Source organism: Acidovorax sp. SUPP1855 (assembly GCF_030158955.1).
Classification (GTDB): Bacteria; Pseudomonadota; Gammaproteobacteria; order Burkholderiales; family Burkholderiaceae_C; genus Paracidovorax.
Map to the genome: position 1 here is coordinate 1 of NZ_BQXI01000027.1, position 21,356 is coordinate 21,356.

The 21,356-nt window shown below is 68.0% G+C and carries 22 protein-coding genes and 1 pseudogene; 11 read left to right on the forward strand and 12 right to left on the reverse strand.

The features are described from left to right. Nucleotides 1–124: 124 nt before the first annotated feature. From AVMA1855_RS19890 to AVMA1855_RS19900, 3 genes and pseudogenes are all read left to right on the forward strand, one after another. On the forward strand, nucleotides 125–247 hold the full coding sequence (locus AVMA1855_RS19890; protein WP_284427022.1) for a hypothetical protein: 123 nt from the start codon (nucleotides 125–127) through the stop codon (nucleotides 245–247). Further along, nucleotides 244–552: pseudogene (locus AVMA1855_RS19895) on the forward strand (type II toxin-antitoxin system HipA family toxin); the annotation flags it as partial. The gene AVMA1855_RS19890 and the pseudogene AVMA1855_RS19895, both read left to right, overlap by 4 nt. Nucleotides 553–958: 406 nt before the next feature. Continuing rightward, nucleotides 959–1,471 carry a HipA domain-containing protein gene (locus tag AVMA1855_RS19900; protein WP_349817124.1) on the forward strand — a complete coding sequence of 171 codons (513 nt, stop codon included), beginning with the start codon at nucleotides 959–961 and terminating at the stop codon, nucleotides 1,469–1,471. 100 nt (nucleotides 1,472–1,571) lie between these two features. Here the strand turns inward: AVMA1855_RS19900 and AVMA1855_RS19905 are convergent, their stop codons facing one another. The 10 genes from AVMA1855_RS19905 to AVMA1855_RS19950 form a co-directional block, all read right to left on the reverse strand. After that, nucleotides 1,572–2,579 carry a tripartite tricarboxylate transporter substrate binding protein gene (locus AVMA1855_RS19905; protein ID WP_284427023.1) on the reverse strand — a complete coding sequence of 336 codons (1,008 nt, stop codon included), beginning with the start codon at nucleotides 2,577–2,579 and terminating at the stop codon, nucleotides 1,572–1,574. An 88-nt stretch (nucleotides 2,580–2,667) separates the two neighbouring features. Then, entirely contained in the window at nucleotides 2,668–2,952 is a 285-nt protein-coding gene (gene catC / locus AVMA1855_RS19910) for a muconolactone Delta-isomerase (protein WP_284427024.1), read from the reverse strand. Between the two features lie 58 nt (nucleotides 2,953–3,010). Continuing rightward, entirely contained in the window at nucleotides 3,011–4,345 is a 1,335-nt protein-coding gene (locus AVMA1855_RS19915; protein ID WP_272565053.1) for a short-chain fatty acid transporter, read from the reverse strand. Nucleotides 4,346–4,398: 53 nt separating this feature from the next. Next, the gene (locus tag AVMA1855_RS19920; RefSeq protein ID WP_284427025.1) at nucleotides 4,399–5,124 is read right to left on the reverse strand and encodes an SDR family oxidoreductase; all 726 of its coding nucleotides are present in this window, start codon (nucleotides 5,122–5,124) and stop codon (nucleotides 4,399–4,401) included. Between the two features lie 42 nt (nucleotides 5,125–5,166). Next, nucleotides 5,167–5,463, reverse strand: a complete 297-nt coding sequence (locus tag AVMA1855_RS19925; protein ID WP_284405379.1) for a YciI family protein — start codon at nucleotides 5,461–5,463, stop codon at nucleotides 5,167–5,169. A 113-nt stretch (nucleotides 5,464–5,576) separates the two neighbouring features. Continuing rightward, nucleotides 5,577–6,644 carry a cyclase family protein gene (locus tag AVMA1855_RS19930; RefSeq protein WP_284427026.1) on the reverse strand — a complete coding sequence of 356 codons (1,068 nt, stop codon included), beginning with the start codon at nucleotides 6,642–6,644 and terminating at the stop codon, nucleotides 5,577–5,579. 27 nt (nucleotides 6,645–6,671) lie between these two features. Continuing rightward, the gene (gene pcaD, locus AVMA1855_RS19935; RefSeq protein ID WP_284427027.1) at nucleotides 6,672–7,466 is read right to left on the reverse strand and encodes a 3-oxoadipate enol-lactonase; all 795 of its coding nucleotides are present in this window, start codon (nucleotides 7,464–7,466) and stop codon (nucleotides 6,672–6,674) included. Nucleotides 7,467–7,500: 34 nt separating this feature from the next. After that, the gene (pcaF, locus tag AVMA1855_RS19940; protein WP_284427028.1) at nucleotides 7,501–8,703 is read right to left on the reverse strand and encodes a 3-oxoadipyl-CoA thiolase; all 1,203 of its coding nucleotides are present in this window, start codon (nucleotides 8,701–8,703) and stop codon (nucleotides 7,501–7,503) included. A gap of 50 nt (nucleotides 8,704–8,753) precedes the next feature. Further along, a complete protein-coding gene (locus tag AVMA1855_RS19945; RefSeq protein WP_284427029.1) occupies nucleotides 8,754–9,407 on the reverse strand; it encodes a 3-oxoacid CoA-transferase subunit B in 654 nt (217 codons plus the stop codon). Between the two features lie 29 nt (nucleotides 9,408–9,436). Next, nucleotides 9,437–10,138: a 3-oxoacid CoA-transferase subunit A gene (locus tag AVMA1855_RS19950; protein ID WP_284427030.1), complete on the reverse strand. Its 702-nt coding sequence runs from the start codon at nucleotides 10,136–10,138 to the stop codon at nucleotides 9,437–9,439. Between the two features lie 109 nt (nucleotides 10,139–10,247). Between AVMA1855_RS19950 and AVMA1855_RS19955 the strand changes: the two genes are divergently transcribed. From AVMA1855_RS19955 to AVMA1855_RS19970, 4 genes are all read left to right on the forward strand, one after another. Beyond that, a complete protein-coding gene (locus tag AVMA1855_RS19955) occupies nucleotides 10,248–11,048 on the forward strand; it encodes an IclR family transcriptional regulator domain-containing protein (protein WP_284427031.1) in 801 nt (266 codons plus the stop codon). A gap of 159 nt (nucleotides 11,049–11,207) precedes the next feature. Further along, a complete protein-coding gene (locus tag AVMA1855_RS19960; RefSeq protein ID WP_284427032.1) occupies nucleotides 11,208–13,049 on the forward strand; it encodes a methyl-accepting chemotaxis protein in 1,842 nt (613 codons plus the stop codon). A 122-nt stretch (nucleotides 13,050–13,171) separates the two neighbouring features. Beyond that, nucleotides 13,172–13,606 (forward strand): DUF1841 family protein, encoded by a 435-nt coding sequence (locus AVMA1855_RS19965; protein ID WP_284393307.1) that lies wholly within the window; start codon nucleotides 13,172–13,174, stop codon nucleotides 13,604–13,606. A gap of 162 nt (nucleotides 13,607–13,768) precedes the next feature. After that, on the forward strand, nucleotides 13,769–16,288 hold the full coding sequence (locus tag AVMA1855_RS19970) for a bifunctional diguanylate cyclase/phosphodiesterase (protein WP_284427033.1): 2,520 nt from the start codon (nucleotides 13,769–13,771) through the stop codon (nucleotides 16,286–16,288). A gap of 36 nt (nucleotides 16,289–16,324) precedes the next feature. Here AVMA1855_RS19970 and AVMA1855_RS19975 read toward each other — a convergent pair whose 3' ends face one another. Then, complete coding sequence (locus tag AVMA1855_RS19975) at nucleotides 16,325–17,371, reverse strand: hypothetical protein (RefSeq protein ID WP_284427034.1); 1,047 nt, start codon at nucleotides 17,369–17,371, stop codon at nucleotides 16,325–16,327. A gap of 210 nt (nucleotides 17,372–17,581) precedes the next feature. After that, a complete protein-coding gene (locus AVMA1855_RS19980) occupies nucleotides 17,582–18,247 on the reverse strand; it encodes a c-type cytochrome (protein WP_284427035.1) in 666 nt (221 codons plus the stop codon). Between the two features lie 104 nt (nucleotides 18,248–18,351). Between AVMA1855_RS19980 and AVMA1855_RS19985 the strand changes: the two genes are divergently transcribed. From AVMA1855_RS19985 to AVMA1855_RS20000, 4 genes are read left to right on the forward strand one after another with little or no spacing between them, the layout of a single operon-like run. After that, a complete protein-coding gene (locus AVMA1855_RS19985) occupies nucleotides 18,352–19,206 on the forward strand; it encodes an AAA family ATPase (RefSeq protein WP_284427036.1) in 855 nt (284 codons plus the stop codon). A gap of 10 nt (nucleotides 19,207–19,216) precedes the next feature. Then, on the forward strand, nucleotides 19,217–19,447 hold the full coding sequence (locus tag AVMA1855_RS19990; RefSeq protein WP_284427037.1) for a hypothetical protein: 231 nt from the start codon (nucleotides 19,217–19,219) through the stop codon (nucleotides 19,445–19,447). A gap of 8 nt (nucleotides 19,448–19,455) precedes the next feature. Continuing rightward, complete coding sequence (locus AVMA1855_RS19995; RefSeq protein WP_284427038.1) at nucleotides 19,456–20,058, forward strand: GNAT family N-acetyltransferase; 603 nt, start codon at nucleotides 19,456–19,458, stop codon at nucleotides 20,056–20,058. Between the two features lie 28 nt (nucleotides 20,059–20,086). Next, on the forward strand, nucleotides 20,087–21,274 hold the full coding sequence (locus AVMA1855_RS20000; protein WP_284427039.1) for a vWA domain-containing protein: 1,188 nt from the start codon (nucleotides 20,087–20,089) through the stop codon (nucleotides 21,272–21,274). Nucleotides 21,275–21,356 lie beyond the last annotated feature (82 nt).

The following is a 21,356-nucleotide window of genomic DNA, read 5'->3' on the forward strand; positions in this document are numbered from 1 at the left end:
ACCTGATCCACCACCGCCAGCTTAAAGGCCAGTGTGTAGTCCTTCTGCGTTCTCTTAACCCATTGATCCACTTGACTTTCCTTTCTGATGAACAGAAAGGTGTCAACCTCATTCAGGACGGGTCATGGAGATCGAAAAAGCCCTGCGGGATTTCGCTGAAGAAAAACGGCGAGCTGAGCGATTTCTGCCCAATGCCGCTTCAGGCCTGGCCGCCCTGATCGCCGGCATCAAGAAAGAGCGGCCATGACGCTGCCAGGAGGGGTCACGCCCCGTACCTACGCGCCGCAGGACACGCTCTGCGTCTGGACCCTGGTCAACCCGGCCGCCCCCGTGCTGACGGGCTCCGTGGCCCTGTCGCCGCTGGTGCCCAACTGTGCCACCTTCACCTACGCCGCGGACTGGTGGGAATTCGCGCTGAGCGAAGACCTGCCGCTCATCGCGGGCCAGACCTTCAGCGCAGGGCACAAGGACACCGCCCCCGGCGCCATCGACGATGCGCGGCCCGACCGGTGGGGCGAGCGCATCATCCGCCACATCGACCGGCCCGCGCGCCTGTCGATTTTGGAGATGCTGCTGTTCGCCGGGGACGACCGTTTCGGTGCCTTGGGCATCTCCACCTCCGCCGAGCGCTACGTGCCCCGGCGCATCGGGCCCTATCCGCAGCTGCGCGATCTGGCCTCGCTGGCGCAGGCCGTGGAAGACGTGCAGACGCAAGCACCCATCACGCCGGACATCCAGCGCCTGGTGCAGCCCGGCGTCACGCTGGGCGGCGCACGGCCCAAGGCACTGCTACAGACCGACAAAGGCTCCTGCGTGGTCAAGTTCAGCGAATGGGACGACGCCGTGGACACGCCGCTGATCGAACACGCCACCATGACGCTGGCGGCACGCGCACGGCAAGCGGCGCCATGCGCTGACCATCGAGCGCTTCGACCGGCTCGACATCGGCGGGCAGACCCTGCGGCTGCATTGCCTCTCGGCCCGGACGGCGCTGGCGGCGGCGGGCCTTGCGGAAAGCTACGGGGCGCTGGCCACCGTGCTGCGGCGCCAGGCCCATCCGGACCGGCAGAAAGCCCAGCGCGAAGAGCTGTTCCAGCGCATGGTGTTCAACATCCTCATGGACAACACGGACGACCACGAGCGCAACCACTGCCTGCGGCTGGGCTGGGACGGGTACTACGAGCTGTCGCCCGCGTTCGACGTGGTGCCCACGCTGCAGAACATGGGCTACCAGGCCATGGTGGTCGGCCGGCACGGCGCCGAATCCACGTTGGACAACGCGCTGACGGACCTGAGCGAGTTCGGCATCCCGCGCGCCCGGGCCATCGAACTCATCCAGGCCGTGGCACGCACCGTGGACCGGTGGCCGCAGCACTTTGCCGGCCACGGCGTGGACGCGAACGACATGGCACTGCTGCACGCCAGCATCGACCGCGATGCGCTCAAGGCGCAGCGCCAGGCGTTCTGCTGAGTCGGCGCCGGCGCCTGCGATTCAAGCGGCCGGCACCGGCATGAAAAATGCCACCAGCGCAAATTCCACTAGGGCATATAGCTATCAAAAATATAGCAAATCAATCCACGCTGGCACCGGACTCCTTCACGACCTTGCCCCACTTGGCACTTTCGGCCTGGATGAAGGCGGCGAACTGCTCGGGCGTCTCGCTCACCGGCTCGGCGCCCTGGTCGGCCAGCTTCTTCTTCGTCTCAGGCTGCGACAGCACCTTGACCAGCGCCTTGTTCAATTGCGCCACGATAGGCGCGGGCGTGCCGGCGGGCGCGAACATGCCGAACCACGACGTGGCCTCGTAGCCCGACACGCCGGCTTCGGCGATGGTGGGCACGTCGGGCAGCTCGGGCGAGCGCTTGGCCGTGGTCACGGCGATGGGGCGCAGCTTGCCCGAGCGCACGTGCTGGATGGCCGAGGGCATGTTGTCGAACATGATGCCGATCTGGTTGCCCAGCAGGTCGGTCACGGCCGGTGCGCTGCCCTTGTACGGCACGTGCTGCATGTCCACCTTGGCCATGCTCTTGAACAGCTCGCCCGACAGGTGGATGGAGCTGCCGCTGCCGGACGAGCCGAAGTTCACCTTGCCGGGGTTGGCCTTGGCATAGGCGATCAGTTCCTGCACCGTCTTGTAGGGCTGGTTGGGGTTGGCCACCAGCAGGTTGGGCACGTTGGCCACGCGCGTGAGCGGCGCGAAGTCCTTCACCGGATCGAACGGCATCTTCTTGTAGAGCGCGGCGTTGATGGCGTGCGTGCCCACCGTGCCCATGAAGAGCGTGTAGCCGTCGGCCGGCGCACGCGCGGCCATCTGGCCGCCGATGTTGCCGCCGGCGCCGGCGCGGTTGTCCACCACCACCGACTGGCCCAGCTCCGCGGACAGGCCCTGGCCGATCACGCGCGCCAGGATGTCGGTGGTGCCGCCGGCTGCGAAGGGCACGATGATGGTGATGGGCTTGTTGGGGAACGCCTGCGCGAACGCGGTGGGCACCGCAGCGGTGGCGGCCACGGTCAGGGCGGCGGCCAGCAGGGTGCGGCGATGGGCGGCGAAGCGAAGGCTTGGGCGGACGGAAGTCATGTTGTTTCCTCGGATCTCTTTATGGGGATGAAAAGCGGGGCGCGTGGCGGGTGCGGCGCCCGCCAGCGGGGCGCAGCGGCCAACGCCGTTATTCCTGCACGATGGACGACGGGTGATTGGCCAGCGGCGTCACCTTGATCTGCATGTAGGGGAACAGCGGCATGCCGCTCAGGATCGTGTGCAGCTCGTCATTGTTGGCGACGTCGAAGATGCTCACGTTGGCGTATTCGCCGACGACGCGCCACAGGTGGCGCCACTTCCCGCCCTGCTGCAGCTGCTGCGAATATTCCTTCTCCTTGCGCTTGATCTCGTCGGCCACTTCGGGGGCCAGCGTGGACGGGATGTTCACCGTCATTTCAGCCATGAACAGCATCGGTTGCTCCTTGAAAACGAAAAGGGATGGAAAGGGAAGAAAAGAGAGGCGCCTGCGGTCACAGGTGCGGCCAGACCAGCATGGTCACGGCATAGATCGCGCCGACCAGCAGCATGGAGACCACCGTGTAGCCCATGATGTCTTTCAGCTTGAGCTTGGACAGCGCCAGCGCCGGCAGGATCCAGAACGGCTGCACCAGATCGTTCCAGCCGTTGCCCAGCATCACCGACATGGCGGTCTGCGCCTGCGAGGCGCCCAGCGTGGTGGCCGCGTTGATCATGAACGGGCCCTGCAGCACCCAGTGCCCGCCGCCCGAAGGCGCGAAGAAGTTGATGACGAACGAACTCACCAGGCCCCACAGCGGCAGCGTGTCGGCGGTGGAGACGCTCACGAACACGTGCGCGATGGACTCCACCAGGCCCGAGCCGTGCATGATGGCCATGATGCCGGCGTAGAACGGGAACTGCAGGATGATCCCGCCGATGGTCTTCACGCCTTCGTTGACCTTCTCCACATACTTCATCGGCGTGCCCAGCAGCAGCACCCCGAGGAACAGGATGAAGAAGTTGATCATGTTCAGGTCGAGGTTGCCGCCCTGGATGAAGTGCATGGCCACGTACGCCATGCCGCACAGGCCGATCAGCAGGCTCAGCACGCGGCTGTTGTTCAGGCGCCAGGCCAGCGTCTTCTCGTCGCCCAGCAGGTGTTCGGCACTGGCGGGCTTGGTGTCGGCCACGGTGGCCGGGTCCAGTTCCACGACCGGCTCGCCCTTCTTGGGGTGCATGGTGGCGTTGAGCAGCGGCAGCGCGATCAGCACGGCCAGGCTGGTCAGCAGGATGGGCGCGGAGAAGATCGTCTGCGTGAGCGGGATCAGCCCCATGGTGCTTTCGAACGCGTGGCCCTTGGTGGAGATGAGCACAGGGATGGTGGCCGAGAAACCCAGGCTGTACATGGTGAAGCCCGTGTATGCCGCCGCGATGATGAGCGGGTAGTGCACGCCCTTGACCTTGAGTGCCAGCTTGCGCGCCATGATGCCGCCGATCACCAGGCCGAAGCCCCAGTTGAGGTAGCTGCCCACGCAGCCCACGATGGTGGCGACGATGATGGCCTGGCGCGGCGTGTGCACGTGCGAGGCGATGCGGTCGAGAAAGCGGTCCACGATGGGCGCGGCCGCCAGCACGTAGCCCATCACCAGGATCACCGCCATCTGCGTGGTGAAGGCCAGCAGGCTCCAGAAGCCCTTGCCCCAGTCCTGCACCACGGCGTTGATGGGGCGGTTTTCCACCCCGAAGGCAAGCGCCATGGTCAGCAGCGTGAGCATGATCGCGAAGACGAACGGATCGGGCAGGTAGCGCCGCATCAGTTCGGTGAAGAAGGCGGTGATTTTCGACATGGAAATTGTCTCTTTGGTGTTGTGAGGTTTTGAGAAAACGCGGGAGGCAAGCGCTAGACCCCGGCCACGCCCACGGTCATGCCACCGCAGACGTACAAGACCTGGCCGGTGACGAAGCCGCTGCGCGCGTCGAGCAGATACGACACGGCATGCGCCACGTCGTCCGGCGTGCCCACGCGCTTGACGGGCACCGAGTCGATGATGGCTTTGGTGCGCGGCGCATCGGGCGGGTTGGCGCGGTCGAACAGCTCGGTGCGGATGGGGCCCGGGCCGATGGCGTTGGCCGTCACGCCGTGGCGGCCCAGCTCCAGCGCCCACACGCGCGTCATGCCGATCAGGCCGGCCTTGGTGGCCGAATACGCGGTGCGCAGTTCCTTGCCCAATGCGGCGCGCGAGGACATGTTCACGATGCGCCCGAAGCCCGCCGCCTGCATGCCCGGCAGCAGCGCCTGCATGCACTGCAGCGCGCAGCGCAGGTTCAGCGCCACGGCGAGGTCGAATTGCTCCAGCGTCTGATCCGCGGCTTCGGCAGGCACCACGATGCCCACGTTGTTGACCAGGCGCGTGATGGGCCCGCCCGCCAGCGCTTGCTGCAGGGCCCGCGCGGTGTCGGCGGTGTCGGACAGGTCGGCCTGGATGCCGCCGGGCACGTGGGCGACTGAGCGGTCGATGATGACGGGCTCGTAGCCGTCGGCGCGGCAGCGCTCGGCCGTGGCCGCGCCGATGCCGGCGCCACCGCCGGTGATGAGAACGCGCTCGCGTGCGGGTGCAGTGGTCATGGAAGGTCTTTCTTCTTCAGGGAGTGCGGGGGCGCGTGGGGGCTACAGGTAGCTCTGGCCGTCGACGTAGGCCTTGCGCCAGCGCGTGAGCGTGACGCGCTCGAACAGGCCGGCGGCATGGAACGGGTCGGATTCGATGAAGCGCTGGGCCTCTTCGCGCGAGTCGATCGCCACCACGTAGAGGCCGCCTCCCAGATCCTTGCCGTCGTCGGCCAGCTTGGCGCCGCAGGCCAGCAGCAGGGCCTTGTGCTGGTCGAGGAACGCCAGGTGCGCGGCCCGCGTGGCCTGGCGCACGTGCTGGTGATCGGGCTTGTCGAAGGTCTCGATGATGAAAGGCACAACAGTCTCCGTGTGCACGGCGGTCCGGCACATTGCAAACGCCGGTCAACCGGCTTCAGGGGATGGATTTCCGCGCAGTGCGCACTGCGCGGAACGGGGTGACGGTCAGGGCTTCAGACGGTGGCGACCGGCGTCACGGGCGAGGCGATGGCCCCGGGCAAATTCAACGGCGGCGCCGTCAGCAGGAATCGCGAGCGGTGGCGCGCGCGCAGCCACGCGGTCAGCGGCGTCAGGTGCCACAGCTCGCCCAGGTGCACGCCCAGCTTGAACAGGCAGTGCTCGTGCAGCGGCAGCGCGGCGCAGCAGGCCGGGCCCGCCTTGGCGGGGAAGGCCTCCACGGCGTAGTTGTCGGCGGCGATGGCGGCGAGCTGGCTGTCGGTGATCCACTGCAGCAGCCTGTCGTCGCGCCCGTCCAGCACGGCGCAGCGGTCCGCCAGCACGGCCGGATCGGGGTGCCGGCGCATGCCCAGCACCACGTCGGCAAAGCCCGTGTGCAGGCACACGATGTCGCCCGGCTCCACCGCCACGCGGTCGGCCTCCAGCACGCGCATCAGTGTGTCGTAGCCGACCACGGTGCGGGCATCGCCCAGGTGCGCGCGCAGATCGATCATCACGCCGCGCCCCTGCACGCCCGTGCGGGCCATGCCCTCGATGCCCAGCGCATGCGCGGCCGAGGTGCTGGTGGCCGCGCCCGGCGCGGCGGGCACGCCGGCATCGCGCACGTCATCCGGCCCCACGATGTCGCGGCCGGCGGCGTAGCCGTTGTAGTACAGCGCTTCGGGCAGTCCGTCGCCATTGGCGTCGAACATCGAGCCCGCGTGCGCCAGGCCATCCCACTGCGTGGAGTACTGCAGGTGCAGGATGGCCAGGTCGTCCGACAGCACGTCGGTGCGGCCCGGCTCCAGCGCACCCAGCAGGCAGTTGAAGTTGACCAGCCCCTTGCGCAGCAACGGCCGCAGCACGGGCGGCTGGCGATTGGGATTGAGGGCGTTGCCGCCGGGATAGTCCAGCGGCAGGCTCAGCGCGAAGGCCAGGCCCTCTTGCACTTCGGCCACGCCCTGGCGCACCTTTTCGGGCGTGAGCAGGTTCAGGCGGCCCAGCTGGTCATGCGGGCCGAAGTCGCCCCAGGTGGAGCCGGCGGGCCGATGCTGCCAGCGGGGGTTGGTGGGCTGCGGGTCCATGCGGTCTCCTTGATTGCGCCCAGGACCTCAGCGCGCCAGGAACGCGGCCAGCGCGGCGTCGAACGCGGCCGGCGCTTCCAGGTTGGACAGGTGCGATGCCGGCACTTCGGCCAACTGCGCGCCCGCGATGACGGCCTGCATGGCCTGCGCATCGGCCACCGTGGTCACGGGGTCGGCGCTGCCGGCGATCAGCAGCGTGGACACGCTGATGGCACGGATGGCGCTGCGCAGGTCGGCCTGGGCCAGGGCCTCGCAGCAGGCGGCATAGCCCTCGGGGGCCATGCCGGCGATCCAGCCCTGGGCGCGCTGCACCAAGGCGGGCTGCGCAGCCACGAAGGCATCGGTGAACCAGCGGCTGGGCGACGATGCGGCCAGTTCGGCCATGGCCGCCGTGCCCTTCTCGCGGACCAGCGCGGCGCGCGATGTCCAGCCCTCGGCCGTGCCGATCTTCGCGGCGCTGTTGGCCACCACCAGGTGGTTCAGCCGCGCGGGGGCATTCACGCCCAGCCACAGGCCGGTGAGGCCGCCCATCGAGATGCCGCAGAAGCTGGCGCGCTCGATGGCCAGCGCATCGAGCAGCGCCAGCACGTCGCTGCCCAGCTGGTCGACCGTGTACGGGCCGGGTGAGGCCACGCTCGCGCCGTGGCCGCGCGTGTCGTAGCGCAGCACGCGGTGCGTGGTGGCGAAGCGCGCGGCTTGCGCGTCCCACATCTCCAGGGTGGTGCCCAGGGAGTTGGACAGCACCAGCACGGGTGCGCCTTCGGGACCGTCGAGGCGCACGCGGAAGGCGCCGGCGGGGGTATGGAGGGTGGCGGTGGACACGGGCTTGATTTACTGGGGTTTGGCAGCGGGCCGATCAGACGCGTTCAAGCACCACGGCGATGCCCTGCCCCACGCCGATGCACATGGTGGCCAGCGCGTAGCGCCCCCCCGTGGCATGCAGGCGGTTCACGGCCGTGGTGGCCAGGCGCGCGCCACTGGCGCCTAGCGGATGGCCCAGCGCGATGGCGCCGCCCCAGGCGTTCACGCGCGCGTCGTCGTCCTGCAGGCCCAGTTGGCGCAGCACGGCGATGCCTTGCGCGGCGAAGGCCTCGTTGAGTTCGATCACATCGAGCTGATCGAGCGTGAGGCCCGTCAGCTGCAACACCTTCTGCGTGGCCGGTGCGGGACCGATGCCCATCACGCGCGGGGCCACGCCGGCCGTGGCCATGCCGACCACGCGGGCCTTCGGCGTGAGGCCGTGCCGGGCGGCGCTCGCCTCATCGGCCAGCAGCAGCGCGCAGGCGCCGTCGTTCACGCCGCTGGCGTTGCCGGCCGTCACCGTGCCGCCTTCGCGCACCACGGGCTTGAGCTTGGCCAGCGCTTCCAGGCTGGTCTCGCGCGGGTGCTCGTCCTGGTCCACGGTGACGGGCTCGCCCTTCTTCTGCGGCACCTGCACGGGCGTGATCTCGCGTGCCAGATGGCCGGCCTGCTGGGCGGCCACGGCCTTGCGCTGGCTGGCGAGGGCCATGCGGTCCTGTGCTTCGCGCTCGATGCCGTAGTCGTCGGCCACGTTCTCGGCCGTCTCGGGCATCGAATCCACACCGTACTGCGCCTTCATGAGCTTGTTGACGAAGCGCCAGCCGATGGTGGTGTCATACACCGCATTGGCGCGGCTGAAAGCGGTTTCGGCCTTCGGCATCACGAAGGGGGCGCGGCTCATGCTCTCCACGCCGCCGGCGATCATGAGGCCCGCCTCGCCGGACTTGATGGCGCGCGCGGCCGTGCCCACGGCGTCCAGGCCCGAGCCGCACAGGCGGTTGATGGTGGCGCCGGGCACGTCGATCGGCAGGCCGGCCAGCAGCGCGGACATGCGGGCGACGTTGCGGTTGTCTTCGCCGGCCTGGTTGGCGCATCCGTAGAGCACGTCCACCACGGCGGCCCAGTCCACGGTCGGGTTGCGGGCCATCAGCGCCTTGAGCGGGATGGCGCCCAGGTCGTCGGTGCGCACGCTGGACAGGGCACCGCCGTAACGGCCGAAAGGCGTGCGGATGGCGTCGCAGATGAAGGCTTGCGTCATGGTCTTTGTCTCCAGGGTGTGTGTCGGTAAAGGCGCCGCGGCAGCCGGGGTCAGGCGTGCGATGGCCGGATGGGCAGGCCCACGAGGCGTTCGAGTTCGGCAGGGTCGAGGCCCGGCACGGCATCGATCAGCACCAGCCCCTCGGGCGTGCAGGCCAGCGTGGCCAGGTCGCTGTAGATGCGCTTGACGCAGCCGATGCCGGTCAGCGGGTAGGTGCATTGGGGCACGACCTTGGACTGGCCCTGCTTGGTGAGCAGGTCCATCATCACCCAGGTCTGCTTGGCACCGATGGCCAGGTCCATGGCGCCGCCCACGGCGGGGATGGCGCCGGGCTCGCCCGTGCTCCAGTTGGCCAGATCGCCCGTGGCGCTGACCTGGAAAGCGCCCAGCACGCAGATGTCCAGGTGGCCGCCGCGCATCATGGCGAAGCTGTCGGCATGGTGGAAGTACGCACCGCCCGCCAGCAGCGTGACGGGTTGCTTTCCGGCGTTGATGAGGTCGTAGTCCTCGTCGCCCGCGGCCGGCGCCGGGCCCATGCCCAGGATGCCGTTCTCGCTTTGCAGGATGACTTCGCGGCCCGGCGGAATGTGATTGGCCACCAGCGTGGGCTGGCCGATGCCCAGGTTGACGTAGGCACCGTCGTGGATGTCCTGCGCCACGCGGGCGGCCAGTTCGTCTTTGCTTCTTTTTTGATAGCTGCTCACGCTAGCTCCTGTTGCGCTGGGGGCCATTTTCATGCTGACTTCTTGAAGCCGCCGGCCTGGGTGGCCACGCGGTCGATCCGCACCACGTGGCTCACGTAGATGCCAGGCGTGACGACGGCCTCGGGGTCGAGCGCACCCAACTCCACCACCTCGTGCACCGTGGCCACGGTGCGCCGCGCGGCGGTGGCCATGACGGGGCCGAAGTTGCGGGCAGACATGCGGTAGGTGAGGTTGCCCCAGCGGTCGCCCCGCTCGGCCTTGATCAGCGCCACGTCGCCCTGGATGGGGTACTCCAGCACGTACTGCTTGCCGCCGATCTCGCGCGTCTCCTTGCCTTTGGCCAGCTCCGTGCCGTAGCCCGTGGGACAGAAGAAGGCGCCGATGCCGGCCCCGGCCGCCCGCAGGCGCTCGGCCAGATTGCCCTGGGGGACCAGTTCCAGCTCCAGCTGGCCGGAGCGGTACAGGCCGTCGAATACGTGGCTGTCTACCTGGCGGGGAAAGCTGCAGATGATCTTGCGCACCCGCCCGGCCTTGAGCAGCGCGGCCAGGCCCACGTCGGCATTGCCGGCGTTGTTGTTGACCACGGTGAGGTCGCGCGCGCCCTGCTCGATCAGCCCGTCGATCAATTCGCCGGGAATGCCGGCGGTGCCGAAGCCGCCGATCAGCACGGTGGTGCCATCCTGAATGCCCGACAGGGCCTGGGCCACGGAATCCGCAATCTTGTTGATCATGGGGAAAGGAGAAGCCTAAAGGTGAGAATTCGGGTCCCGCCAGAGCGGCCGGGTTTTTGTTCGCATATAGAACAAATGTTCGTATAATGAATTTTAGGACCAAATGCTTATGAGCGATACCCCCGCGGAGACTGGTGATAACCCTAGGCCGGGCGACAGCTATGTGCAGTCGTTCGCCCGTGGGCTGGAGGTGATCCGCTCGTTCAGCGCCACCGCGCCGCAGCAGACGCTGAGCGAAGTGGCCGCCCGCACGGGCCTCACGCGCGCCGGGGCGCGGCGCATCCTGCTCACCTTGCAGACGCTGGGGTATGTGGAAAGCGATGGGCGGCTGTTCCGGCTGACCCCGCGCATCCTGGACCTGGGCTTTGCCTACCTGTCGTCCATGCCGATCTGGGATCTGGCCGAGCCGACGATGGAAGCGCTGGTGGATCAGGTGCACGAATCCTGCTCGGCCGCCGTGCTGGACGGCAGCGACATCGTCTACGTGCTGCGCGTGCACACCCACAAGATCATGAGCACCAACCTGGGCGTGGGCTCGCGCCTGCCCGCCTTCTGGACGTCGATGGGCCGCGTGCTGCTGGCCGGCCAGCCCGACGCCGACGTGGCCGCCCTGCTGCCGAGGGTGCCGCGCCAGCGGCTCACGCCCCACACCCTGCTGGACGACGACGCCCTGCTCGCTGCCGTGCGACAGGCCCGTGCGCAGGGCTGGTGCCTGATCAACCAGGAGCTGGAAGAGGGCCTGATCTCGGTCGCCGCGCCGCTGCGCAACCGGGCCGGGGAGACGGTGGCGGCGCTCAACATCAGCGGGCAGGCCAACCGGACCAGCGCCGAGATGATGCAGGCCGAACTGCTGCCGGCCCTGCTCAAGGCGGCCGAAGCCATTTCGCGCACGCTGGGCACGCGCCGCTGACCGGCGGGCCGCTGTGGAATTTTTCCCACAGCCCGCCCGCGAAGCCCCCAAAAAAGAAACCGCGCCCCGGGCCACTCGCAATTAGTGGTTACGATTAATGACAAATAGGCAGACTGCTGTCGCCACTCCCCCCTCTGTCGTTTCCAGGAAGTCCCTTCCATGAAAAATCTCAAACTGGGCGTGCGCCTGGGCCTCGGCTTCGGCGTGGTGCTCCTGCTCATGGCCATCATCACCGGCATGAGCCTGTACCGGCTGGCTGACCAGGACGAAGCCTCGCAGCAACTCATCAACGACCTTTATCCGAAAGCGGCGGCCAGCCAGCAGCTTTCGTACCTCACGATGGATACGGCACGCCTGGTGCGCAACCTGATCATCCTGGCGGATGAAAAGGCCATGGCGCCCAACAAGGCGGCACTGGACAAGAACGTGGCCTCGATCGGCACGTTGATCGGCACGCTGGAGAAGCTGGCCGAAACCGCGGAAGAGCGGGCGCTCATCCAGGACATCAAGACCCAGAGCGCGACTTACATCGCTTTCAGTCAGGACGTGGCGGCGCTCGGCATCCAGAACAAGAACGAGGAGGGCCAGCAACTGCTGTTCGGCCCGCGCTATGCCATCCAGGGCACGTACCTGGCCACCTTGAAGAAGATGGTGGAACTGGAAGAAAAGAACATGCGGGACGGCGGCGCGGCAGCCCACGCAGCGTATCTCAGCGCCCGCATGATCGTCTGGGCCGTGGCACTCATCGCCGCGCTGATCGGCGCGGTCTTCGCCTTCTTCATCACCCGCTCCGTCACGGCCCCCTTGCAGGACGCCGTGGACGCCGCCGACCGCGTGGCCGACGGCAACCTGAGCGTCCCGATCGTGGCGCAATCCCGGGACGAAACCGGCGCCCTGCTGACCGCCTTGCAGCGCATGCAGAGCAACCTGGTGCAGACCGTGGGCACCGTGCGCGGCAATGCCGAGAGCGTGGCCACCGCCAGCGCGGAGATCGCCCAGGGCAACAACGACCTGAGCCAGCGCACCGAGCAGCAGGCCTCGGCCCTGGAAGAGACCGCCGCCTCGATGGAGCAGCTGGGCAGCACCGTGCGCCAGAACGCCGACAACGCCCGCCAGGCCAACCAGCTCGCGCAGGACGCGAGCGACGTCGCGGTGAAGGGCGGCGAGGTGGTCAACCAGGTGGTGGACACCATGAAGGGCATCAACGACAGCTCGCGCAAGATCTCGGACATCATCTCCGTGATCGACGGCATTGCCTTCCAGACCAACATCCTGGCGCTCAACGCCGCCGTGGAAGCCGCCCGCGCGGGCGAGCAGGGCCGCGGCTTTGCCGTGGTGGCCAGCGAGGTGCGCAGCCTGGCCGGACGCTCGGCCGATGCCGCCAAGGAAATCAAGAACCTCATCAGCGCCAGCGTGGAGCGCGTGGAACAGGGCACGGCCCTGGTGGACCAGGCCGGTGCCACCATGCAGGAGGTGGTGACCTCCATCCGCCGAGTGACCGCCATCGTGGGCGAGATCAGCGCGGCCAGCCGCGAGCAGAGCGATGGCGTCGCCCAGGTCGGCGAAGCCGTGGTGCAGATGGACCAGGCCACCCAGCAGAACGCCGCCCTGGTCGAGCAAAGCGCGGCCGCAGCCTCGGGCTTGCGCGTGCAGGCGGACCAACTGGTGCAGGCCGTGGCCGTATTCAAGCTGGCCCCCGGCAGCGGCATGGCAGCGCCGCGCCCTGCGGTAATGGCCCCGCCTGCCTCGGCGCCGGTTCGCCCGACGGCCGCCTTGCCCGCACAGGCGGCCACAGCAGCCCGGCCCACGCCCAAGACCGCGCCCTCCCGGCTGTCGGCTCCCGCCGCCAAAGCGCCGGCGGGCAAGGCCCCCGCGGCCCCCGCGGCCCCCACGGCCCCCGCCCCGAAGCCCCGCGCCATCGCCGCGCCCCCCGCCGCCGCCGCCGCAGCAACGCCCGCAGCAGGCGGCAAGCACAACTCCGACGACTGGGAGACCTTCTGACAGCTTGCGGCCGGCCGCGCCGGCGATGCGGGGCGCAGCGGCGCACCGCATGCCGGAATGCACGGTTTCCTCCCGTGCAACCCCTGCCTGAAACCCGCTTTGCCCGTGCTACGCTGGCTGCCATGTTCAATCCGTCCCAAGCCGATGTGCGGCGCTTTTTCTGCGCCGTGTACGCCAAATCCCAGGCCGGCCAGCCCATGGAAGCCATCGAGACCCTGGCCAGCCTGTGGATCGCAGAGCACCCCGAATACCACGCCGATCTGGCCGATGTCGATGCAGCCCTGGCCCGCAACTACGACGAGACGCCGGACCGCACCAACCCCTTCCTGCATCTGTCCATGCACCTGTCGATCAGCGAGCAGTGCAGCATCGACCAGCCCCGCGGCATCCGCCAGGCGGTCGAACTGCTGGCCGCCCGCAAGGACTCGCTGCTCGATGCGCACCATGCCGCCATGGAATGCCTGGGACAGATGCTGTGGGAAAGCCAGCGTTCCGGCCGCCCGCCCGATGGCGATGCATATGTCGCCTGCGTGCAGCGGCGCGCCACCCGGGACTGAGGGCTCACCGCCTGCCGCACGCCGCCATGTCCAGAACCGCCCTCCAGATCGCTGACCGGCTGGCAGCGTCGCCCGCCGCCGCGGCAGCTCCTCGGGCCAGGCCGCACCGTGCACGGTGCCCACGCACCCGCGGTGCCCTCGCACCCGACCAGGGGGCCTGACATGCGCCGGTGGCAGATTTCGCTGCGCACCGCAATTGCCGTCCCGTTCGCCGTGCTGTTCGCGGCTACCGTGGCATTGCATGCCTTCACGCAGCAGCGGCAGATCGGCCACCTGATCGACCAGGAAAGCGTGCGGCTGCTGGACGCCGTGACGCTCACCGCCCGGGACCGGCTGTCGCGCTTTCTCTCCCGGCCCTTCGAGATCCAGCGCGACATCGCCGATGCGATCGGCCGCCACGGCCTGTACCAGCCGGGCGACATGCGGCCCATCCACGAACACCTGCGCGCCGTGTTCGACGCCCTGTACCGCGACGAGCGGCAGATCAGCCTGCTGAGCTTCGGCAGCCGCGACGGCGAATACACCGGCATGCGCCGCGAAGCGGACGGCTTTCGGCTCATCCTCAAGGACCGCTCCACCGAGGGCCTGATGCACGTGTACCAGAGCGGCACGCCCGACGCGGTGTCTGCCTCGTTCCGCGGCTACGACCCGCGCATCCGGCCCTGGTATGTGCCCGTGGCCCGGTCCGGGCGCGCGGGCTGGTCGCCGATCTACACCACGGCAGGAGAGCGCGCCGATGTGACCATCTCGGCCGCCTCCGCCGTGATCGCCAGCGGCCAGATGGTGGGCGTGATGGAGGCCGATGTGCGCCTGGACACGCTCAACCAGTTCCTGCGGGACGACCCCTTGCGCGGGAACGGCCACATCTTCATCCTGGACACGGAGCAGCGGCTGGTGGCGCAGTCCGAGGGCGGCTCGGTGCTGTCGGAGCAGCCCGCCCCGCGCGGCGGAGAGCGGGAGCGGCTCACCGCCGGCCGGAGCGCCAGCGCGCCCATTCGCGCCGCCGCCGCCGCCCTGCCCCACGCCCGCTCCGATGCGGGCATCGACTTTCAGTTCGCGCACAACGGCGAACGCTACTTCGCCCGCGTGACCCCGTTCACGCAGCAGCCCGGCATCGACTGGCGCATCGTCGTGCTGCTCCCAGAATCCGACCTGCTGGGCGACACGCGCGTCATCAGCCGCCGCTCCATTCTGGCGGCGAGCGGCATCGCCCTGCTCGGGCTGCTGCTGGGGCTGTGGGCGGTGCAGCGCGTGGCGCGCCCCATCCTGCTCACGGCCGACGCCGCCAACCGCCTGTCGCGCGGCGACTGGGAACCGGGCCTGCTGCCGCACACCAGCGCACTGCGCGAGACCACGACGCTCATCCAGGCCTTCAACCAGATGGCCGACCGGCTGCGCCAGTCCTTCCAGCAGATGCGCGAGCAGTTGCTGAGCGACCCCCTCACCCGCCTGCTCACCCGGCGCGGCCTGCTGGAGAAAGCCGACTGGAAATCCCCGCGCTGGGCCGTGCTGAGCCTGGTGGGGCTGGATGCGTTTCGCGCCATCAACGACAGCGTGGGCTTCGGCACCGGCGACCGGCTGATGCAGGCCATCGCGGAGCGCATGCGCCAGCACCTGCCAGCCACCGTGCTGATGGCCCGGCTGGGCGGCGACGAATTCGCGCTGCTGCACCTGGACGGGCACGCGGTGGCGGAAGACACCATCGGCAAGGCCGTGCTGGGCCTGTTCTCCACCCCGTTTTCCGTGGGGGCGGACGAGGTCATGCTCAATGCCTCGGTGGGCGTGGTCGCGGGCTCGCTGGCGGGCGAGCATCTGGCGGAATGGCTGCGCAACGGCAGCATCGCGCTGGGCGAGGCCAAGCGGCGCGGCCGCAACCAGTGCGTGGTGTTCGAGCCCTGCATGGTCGAGCAGTCGATGGAGCGCACGCGGCTCGCCATCGAACTGCGCCAGGCGCTGGAAAAAGGCCAGTTCCTCGTGCACTACCAGCCCGTGATCGACCTGGCCAGCGGGCGCGTCACAGGGGCGGAAGCCCTGGTGCGATGGAACAGCCCCACGCGCGGGCTGGTGCCGCCCGGCACGTTCATTCCCATCGCCGAGGAATCCGACCTCATCCTGGCCCTGGGCGACTGGGTGCTGCGCGCGGCCACGCAGGCCATCGCGGACCAGTTGCCCCGTCTGCCGGAGGGATTCGACATCCATGTGAACGTGTCCGCGCGCCAGCTCATCCAGTCGGACTTTCCCGCCACGCTGCAGCAGGTGCTGCGCGACAGCAGACTTCCGCCGGACCACCTCACGCTGGAGCTGACCGAATCGGTGCTGATCGAAGACGACGGCGTGACGCAGGCGCGCCTGGCCGCCATCCGCGCGCTGGGCGTGAAGATCGCCATCGATGATTTCGGTACGGGGTATTCCTCGCTGGCGTATCTGAGCCGGCTGCCGTTCGACTGCCTGAAGATCGACCAGCGCTTCGTGCGCAACCTGCTGCACTCGCCCCAGGACGCGGCCATCGTGACCGCCGTGCTCCACATCGCCAAGGGGTTCGGCGTGGCCGTGGTGGCCGAGGGCGTGGAAACCGAGGGCGAGGCCCGCCAATTGCGCGCCATGGGCTGCGCCCAGGCCCAGGGCTACCACTTCGGCCGGCCGGCACCGCTGGAACTTCTGGACCTGTCCCCGCGCGAGTGAGGGGCCGCCAGGCGCCGGACGGGCCTGCAGCGCCGGCTATGCGGCGGCGCCCAGGCGCTTCAGAGAAACAAGGCCTGCGCTGGACACCTGCAGTTCAATCTGCGCGTTCTCGGACCCGGCCGGGACGGTCATCGTCGCCCCGTCCTGGCCCAGCCGCGCCGACCGCAGGTCATTCGCGGCCAGCACCGCCATCGCCTGCTGAAGGGCCGTGTCGACGATCCGCGCGGCCGCCGCGCCGGTCTCACCCCGGTACTTGGTGCCCTCGACAATGCACCGAACGCCCTCGGACGGCCGGGAAAAGCCGATGCGCCTGCCCATTGCCAGCCAGCTGTGCACCGCCATCCGCACCTCCGCCGGCGCCGTCGGCACCGCACTCAGCACCGGACCATCGAGCGCGCCGAGAAGTGCCGGCAGCAAGGCGTACAGCGCCGCTTGCGCCACCTCGCTGCGTTGTGCCGCGGACGCCTGCGCAAGTTCGGGCAGATGGGCCGCCAGGTGCAAATAGACGCGGTAGTAGTCGGCGAACTCGCGGGGCGTGCGCGCCTGATCCACGCCGAATGTCGCGGCCTCCGACTGCAGCGGCTGCGAGGGCGCGGGCCCGCCAAAGGATCCGCCCGGCAATTCGCACAGCGCCACCCAGTCCATGAAATCGATGCACTGGAACACCGGGGCCCCCGCCACGCCCAGCGAGGCCAGGAACGCCTGCGCATTGCGCAGGTCCGCGGCGGTGAGCAGCCGATGCTCTTGCAGGACGCGCTGGACCTGCGCGACCACTGCAGGGCTGGCATCGCCGGCTTCGGCAAGCGCCAGGGTGCGAAGGTCGCTCAATCCCAGCGTCATCAGCTTGACCGGGCTGACCGCCAGCCCCAAGCGGGGCAGCAGCGCCATGGGAGACCCGTGCAGGCCTTTCTGCGTGCCATCCAGCAGGGCGGTCTCATCGGGGAAGTGGTAATGGGCCCCGGGCGAAGCGATGGCCCAGTCCAGCCATTGCAGCCCGCCATCCACGAAAGCCAGGGCCAGCCGGCCCGACTCCGACAGGGCAGAGGAATTCTGTATTGGGCGATTGGCGACGGAAATGCTCATGCGTTGGCCTCATGGAGATGCGTTGATGGGATGGAACGAAAGACAGGGCACACCAAAATATAACGCCCCTCCACGCCGATCCGGACCTCCATCGGCCCTGCTGCGCACCCGCCCCGGGGCATGGCCTGAGCCATCTTCCAGCCAAAGAAAAACCCGCCAGAAGGCGGGTTGGGATGGACAGCCGCGGGGCGAGGCCCCGACGCGCGACGGTCAGCGAAAACGCGACTGCGGCACCACCTGCAGCTCGCCGTCGAGCGAACCGATGTAGCCCGCCAGCGCCTTCAGCTCGGCATTCGTGAACTGCTTGGCAATGCCCGCCATGATGGCGTTGGAGCGGCCCAGGTGCGCGTTGTTCGGGTCGGCCTTGTAGGCCTTGAGCGCCACGAACAGATAGTCCGCATGCTGGCCTGAAATCTTGGGATACGACGGATCGATGGGCTTGGCGAAGTTATCGCCGTGGCAGGACACGCACGCGCCCTTTTGCAGCAGCTGCGCCACCTGCACGCTCGGCTCGCGCGTGGGCTTGGCCGGCAGGTTGGCGCCCTCGCGCACCTGGGCCGCGTAGTACGCGGACACATCGGCGATGTCCTGGTCGGTGAGCGAGTCGGCAATGCCGCGCATCGTCGGGTGCTTGCGGTCGCCCTTCTTGTAGGCGTTCAGGGCCGCAGCGATGTAGCGCTCGCCCTGCCCCGAAATCATGGGCACCTTGTGCACTTCGGGAAAGCTGGCCTGGTAGCCCGGAATGCCGTGGCAACCGATGCACATGGCGACCTTGCCCTGGCCCGCCTTGGCATCGCCCTTGGTCTCCTGGGCCTGCGAAACCGCGGTCACGCAAGCGACAGCCAGGGCAAATATCGTGGTCAACTTCTTGTTCATTTTGCGCGCACAATCTCGTGGAAGTTTGTCGGTGCTCGGGCAGAAAACGATTATAGCCAGCGCCTTTCCAGGCCTTTTATCAACGATTACCCTATTTACGGCCCATGAAATTCCAAGGCTCACAGAGTTACGTTGCCACCCAGGACCTGATGCTCGCAGTGAATGCGGCCATCACCTTGCAGCGCCCGCTGCTCGTCAAGGGCGAGCCCGGCACCGGCAAGACCATGCTGGCCGAAGAGGTCTCGCGCGAGCTGGGCATGCCGCTCCTGCAGTGGCACATCAAGTCCACCACCAAGGCGCAGCAGGGGCTGTACGAATACGACGCCGTGAGCCGCCTGCGCGACAGCCAGTTGGGCGATGCCGACAGCAGCGAGCGCGTGAAGGACATCCGCAACTACATCGTGCAGGGCGTGCTGTGGCAGGCCTTCACCGCGGACCAGCCTGTGGCGCTGCTGATCGACGAGATCGACAAGGCCGACATCGAATTCCCGAACGACCTGCTGCGCGAGATCGATCGCATGGAGTTCTACTGCTACGAGACGCGCGAACTCATCCGCGCCAAGCACCGGCCGCTGGTCTTCATCACGTCCAACAACGAAAAAGAGCTGCCCGACGCGTTCCTGCGCCGCTGCTTCTTCCACTACATCAAGTTCCCCGAAGCCGAGACGATGCGCAAGATCGTCGACGTGCACTTTCCCACGCTCAAGGCCGAACTGCTCGCCGTGGCGATGAAGACGTTCTACGACGTGCGCGGCCTGCCGGGCCTCAAGAAGAAGCCGTCCACCAGCGAACTCATCGACTGGCTCAAGCTGCTCGTGGCCGAAGACATTCCGCTCGAAGCCCTGCAAAGCGCCGACCAAAAGGTCTCCGTGCCGCCGCTGGTGGGTGCCCTGCTCAAGAACGAACAGGACGTGGGCCTGTTCGAGAAGCTGGTCTTCATGAACCAGCGCAACCGATGAAGGGCCCGAGATGAGCAGCGCACGCCGCCTGCTGATGGAAGGCCTGTCCGACGCCGTGGGCTTCGTGGGCGGAGCGCTCGCGGGCTACTGGATCGGCCGCCTGCTGGGCTTCGACATCTTCACCTCGGGCTACGGCCCGTCCAGCCTCGCGGGCATCGCCCTCGTGGGCCTGGGCGGCGGCTTCGGCCTGCAGGCGGCACGGCGCTGGCGCGCCAGCCGCGCACCCAGCGACAAGGAGTGATTCTTTCCATGGCTTTCGTCGAACCCGTCACCCTGCGCGATCGCGGCATCCGCCTGGAGCCCCTCGCGCTGTCGCATGAAGAGGGCCTGCGCGCCGCGGCCACCGATGGCGCGCTTTGGACGCTGCGCATCACCTCCGTCCCCGAGCCGCAGGACGTGCGCGCCTACATCGAGGCCGCCCTGGCCGGCCGCGAGCAAGGCCACCGCTTCGCCTTCGCCGTGGTGCAGGAAGACACCGGCAAAGTGCTGGGCACCAGCAGCTACCACGACATCGTGCCGGCTGTGAAGCGCGTGGAGATCGGCTTCACCTGGTATGCCAAGAGTGTGCAGCGCACGCATGTCAACACCACGTGCAAGCTGCTGCTGCTGGGCCACGCCTTCGACACGCTGGGCTGCCACGTGGTGGGCTGGCGCACCGACAACTACAACTTCGCCTCGCAGCGCGCCATCGAGCGCCTGGGCGCAAAAAAAGACGGCGTGCTGCGCGGCCACGCGCTGCGCCGCGACGGCACCATCCGCGACACGGTGATGTACAGCATGCGCTCGGGCGAATGGCCGGAAGCCAAAGCCCAGTTGCTATACCTTTTGCAGCAGCACGCCCTAGTGGAATAAGCGCCAGAGGGCTAAAAGGCTTCAACCCATGCTGATCGACTTCTTCTACACCCTGCGCGCCGGCCAGTTGCCGGTGTCGGTGAAGGAATACCTCACCCTTCTGGAGGCCCTGCAGGCCGGCGTGGTGGGCCCGAACTCGGACGACGCCTGGAGCCTGGACGACTTCTACCACCTCGCGCGCACCGTGCTCGTGAAGGACGAGAAGCACTTCGACAAGTTCGACCGGGCTTTCGGCGCCTACTTCAAGGGCGTGGAGATGGTGGCCGACTTCCGCAAGGACATCCCTGCCGACTGGCTGCGCAAGATCCTGGAGCGCGAGCTCACGCCCGAGCAGAAGGCCGCCATCGAGAAGATGGGCTGGGACGAGCTGATGGAGATGCTCAAGAAGCGCCTGGAAGAGCAGAAGGAGCGCCACGAGGGCGGCAACAAGTGGATCGGCACGGGCGGCACCAGCCCGTTCGGCCACGGCGGCTACAACCCGCAGGGCGTGCGCATCGGCGGCGCCGGCAAGAACAAGAGCGCCGTGAAGGTGTGGGACCAGCGTGCCTACAAGGACTACGACGACACGCAGGAACTGGGCACGCGCAACATCAAGGTGGCGCTGCGGCGGCTGCGCAAGTTCGCTCGCGAAGGGCACGAGATGGAGCTGGATCTGCCGGACACCATCCGCAGCACGGCGGCGAATGCGGGCTACCTGGACATCAAGATGGTCCCCGAGCGCCACAACAACGTGAAGGTGCTGCTGCTCATGGACGTGGGCGGCACCATGGACGAGCACGTGCAGCGCGTGGAAGAGCTCTTTTCCGCGGTGAAGACGGAGTTCAAGCACCTGGAGTTCTATTACTTCCACAACTGCGTATACGACTTCATGTGGAAGAACAACCGCCGCCGCTTCGCCGAGAAGTTTCCGACCTGGGACATCATCCGCAAGTACAACAAGGACTACAAGCTCATCTTCGTGGGCGATGCCACCATGAGCCCCTATGAGATCCTGCAGCCCGGCGGCAGCGTGGAATACGACAACGAAGAGGCCGGCGCCGAGTGGCTGCAGCGCCTGATCCATGCCTTTCCTCGGTTCGCCTGGATCAACCCCGAGCCGCAGGGTGTGTGGCAGTACCGGCAAAGCATCGGCATCATCCAGCAGATCGTGGGCCAGCGCATGTACCCGCTGTCGCTCAAGGGCCTGGAAGAAACCATGCGGCTGCTGTCCAAGTGACCGCCTGACCGCCGGGACCACCCAGCGCGCGCCGCTGTCTGACAGCGGCGGTGCGTTTTTCAGGCCATAGTGCCCCCAATTG

Bases quoted from the DNA above. Each gene is read 5' to 3' on its own strand.
- AVMA1855_RS19890 (WP_284427022.1), top strand. From the start codon at position 125: ATGGAGATCGAAAAAGCCCTGCGGGATTTCGCTGAAGAAAAACGGCGA.
- AVMA1855_RS19970 (WP_284427033.1), top strand. From the start codon at position 13,769: ATGCGCCGGTGGCAGATTTCGCTGCGCACCGCAATTGCCGTCCCGTTC.
- AVMA1855_RS19995 (WP_284427038.1), top strand. From the start codon at position 19,456: ATGGCTTTCGTCGAACCCGTCACCCTGCGCGATCGCGGCATCCGCCTG.
- AVMA1855_RS19905 (WP_284427023.1), bottom strand. From the start codon at position 2,579: ATGACTTCCGTCCGCCCAAGCCTTCGCTTCGCCGCCCATCGCCGCACC.
- AVMA1855_RS19975 (WP_284427034.1), bottom strand. From the start codon at position 17,371: ATGAGCATTTCCGTCGCCAATCGCCCAATACAGAATTCCTCTGCCCTG.
- AVMA1855_RS19950 (WP_284427030.1), bottom strand. From the start codon at position 10,138: ATGATCAACAAGATTGCGGATTCCGTGGCCCAGGCCCTGTCGGGCATT.
- AVMA1855_RS19955 (WP_284427031.1), top strand. From the start codon at position 10,248: ATGAGCGATACCCCCGCGGAGACTGGTGATAACCCTAGGCCGGGCGAC.
- AVMA1855_RS20000 (WP_284427039.1), top strand. From the start codon at position 20,087: ATGCTGATCGACTTCTTCTACACCCTGCGCGCCGGCCAGTTGCCGGTG.
- catC (WP_284427024.1), bottom strand. From the start codon at position 2,952: ATGCTGTTCATGGCTGAAATGACGGTGAACATCCCGTCCACGCTGGCC.
- AVMA1855_RS19985 (WP_284427036.1), top strand. From the start codon at position 18,352: ATGAAATTCCAAGGCTCACAGAGTTACGTTGCCACCCAGGACCTGATG.
- AVMA1855_RS19965 (WP_284393307.1), top strand. From the start codon at position 13,172: ATGTTCAATCCGTCCCAAGCCGATGTGCGGCGCTTTTTCTGCGCCGTG.
- AVMA1855_RS19920 (WP_284427025.1), bottom strand. From the start codon at position 5,124: ATGACCACTGCACCCGCACGCGAGCGCGTTCTCATCACCGGCGGTGGC.
- AVMA1855_RS19960 (WP_284427032.1), top strand. From the start codon at position 11,208: ATGAAAAATCTCAAACTGGGCGTGCGCCTGGGCCTCGGCTTCGGCGTG.
- pcaF (WP_284427028.1), bottom strand. From the start codon at position 8,703: ATGACGCAAGCCTTCATCTGCGACGCCATCCGCACGCCTTTCGGCCGT.
- AVMA1855_RS19915 (WP_272565053.1), bottom strand. From the start codon at position 4,345: ATGTCGAAAATCACCGCCTTCTTCACCGAACTGATGCGGCGCTACCTG.
- AVMA1855_RS19980 (WP_284427035.1), bottom strand. From the start codon at position 18,247: ATGAACAAGAAGTTGACCACGATATTTGCCCTGGCTGTCGCTTGCGTG.
- AVMA1855_RS19930 (WP_284427026.1), bottom strand. From the start codon at position 6,644: ATGGACCCGCAGCCCACCAACCCCCGCTGGCAGCATCGGCCCGCCGGC.
- AVMA1855_RS19990 (WP_284427037.1), top strand. From the start codon at position 19,217: ATGAGCAGCGCACGCCGCCTGCTGATGGAAGGCCTGTCCGACGCCGTG.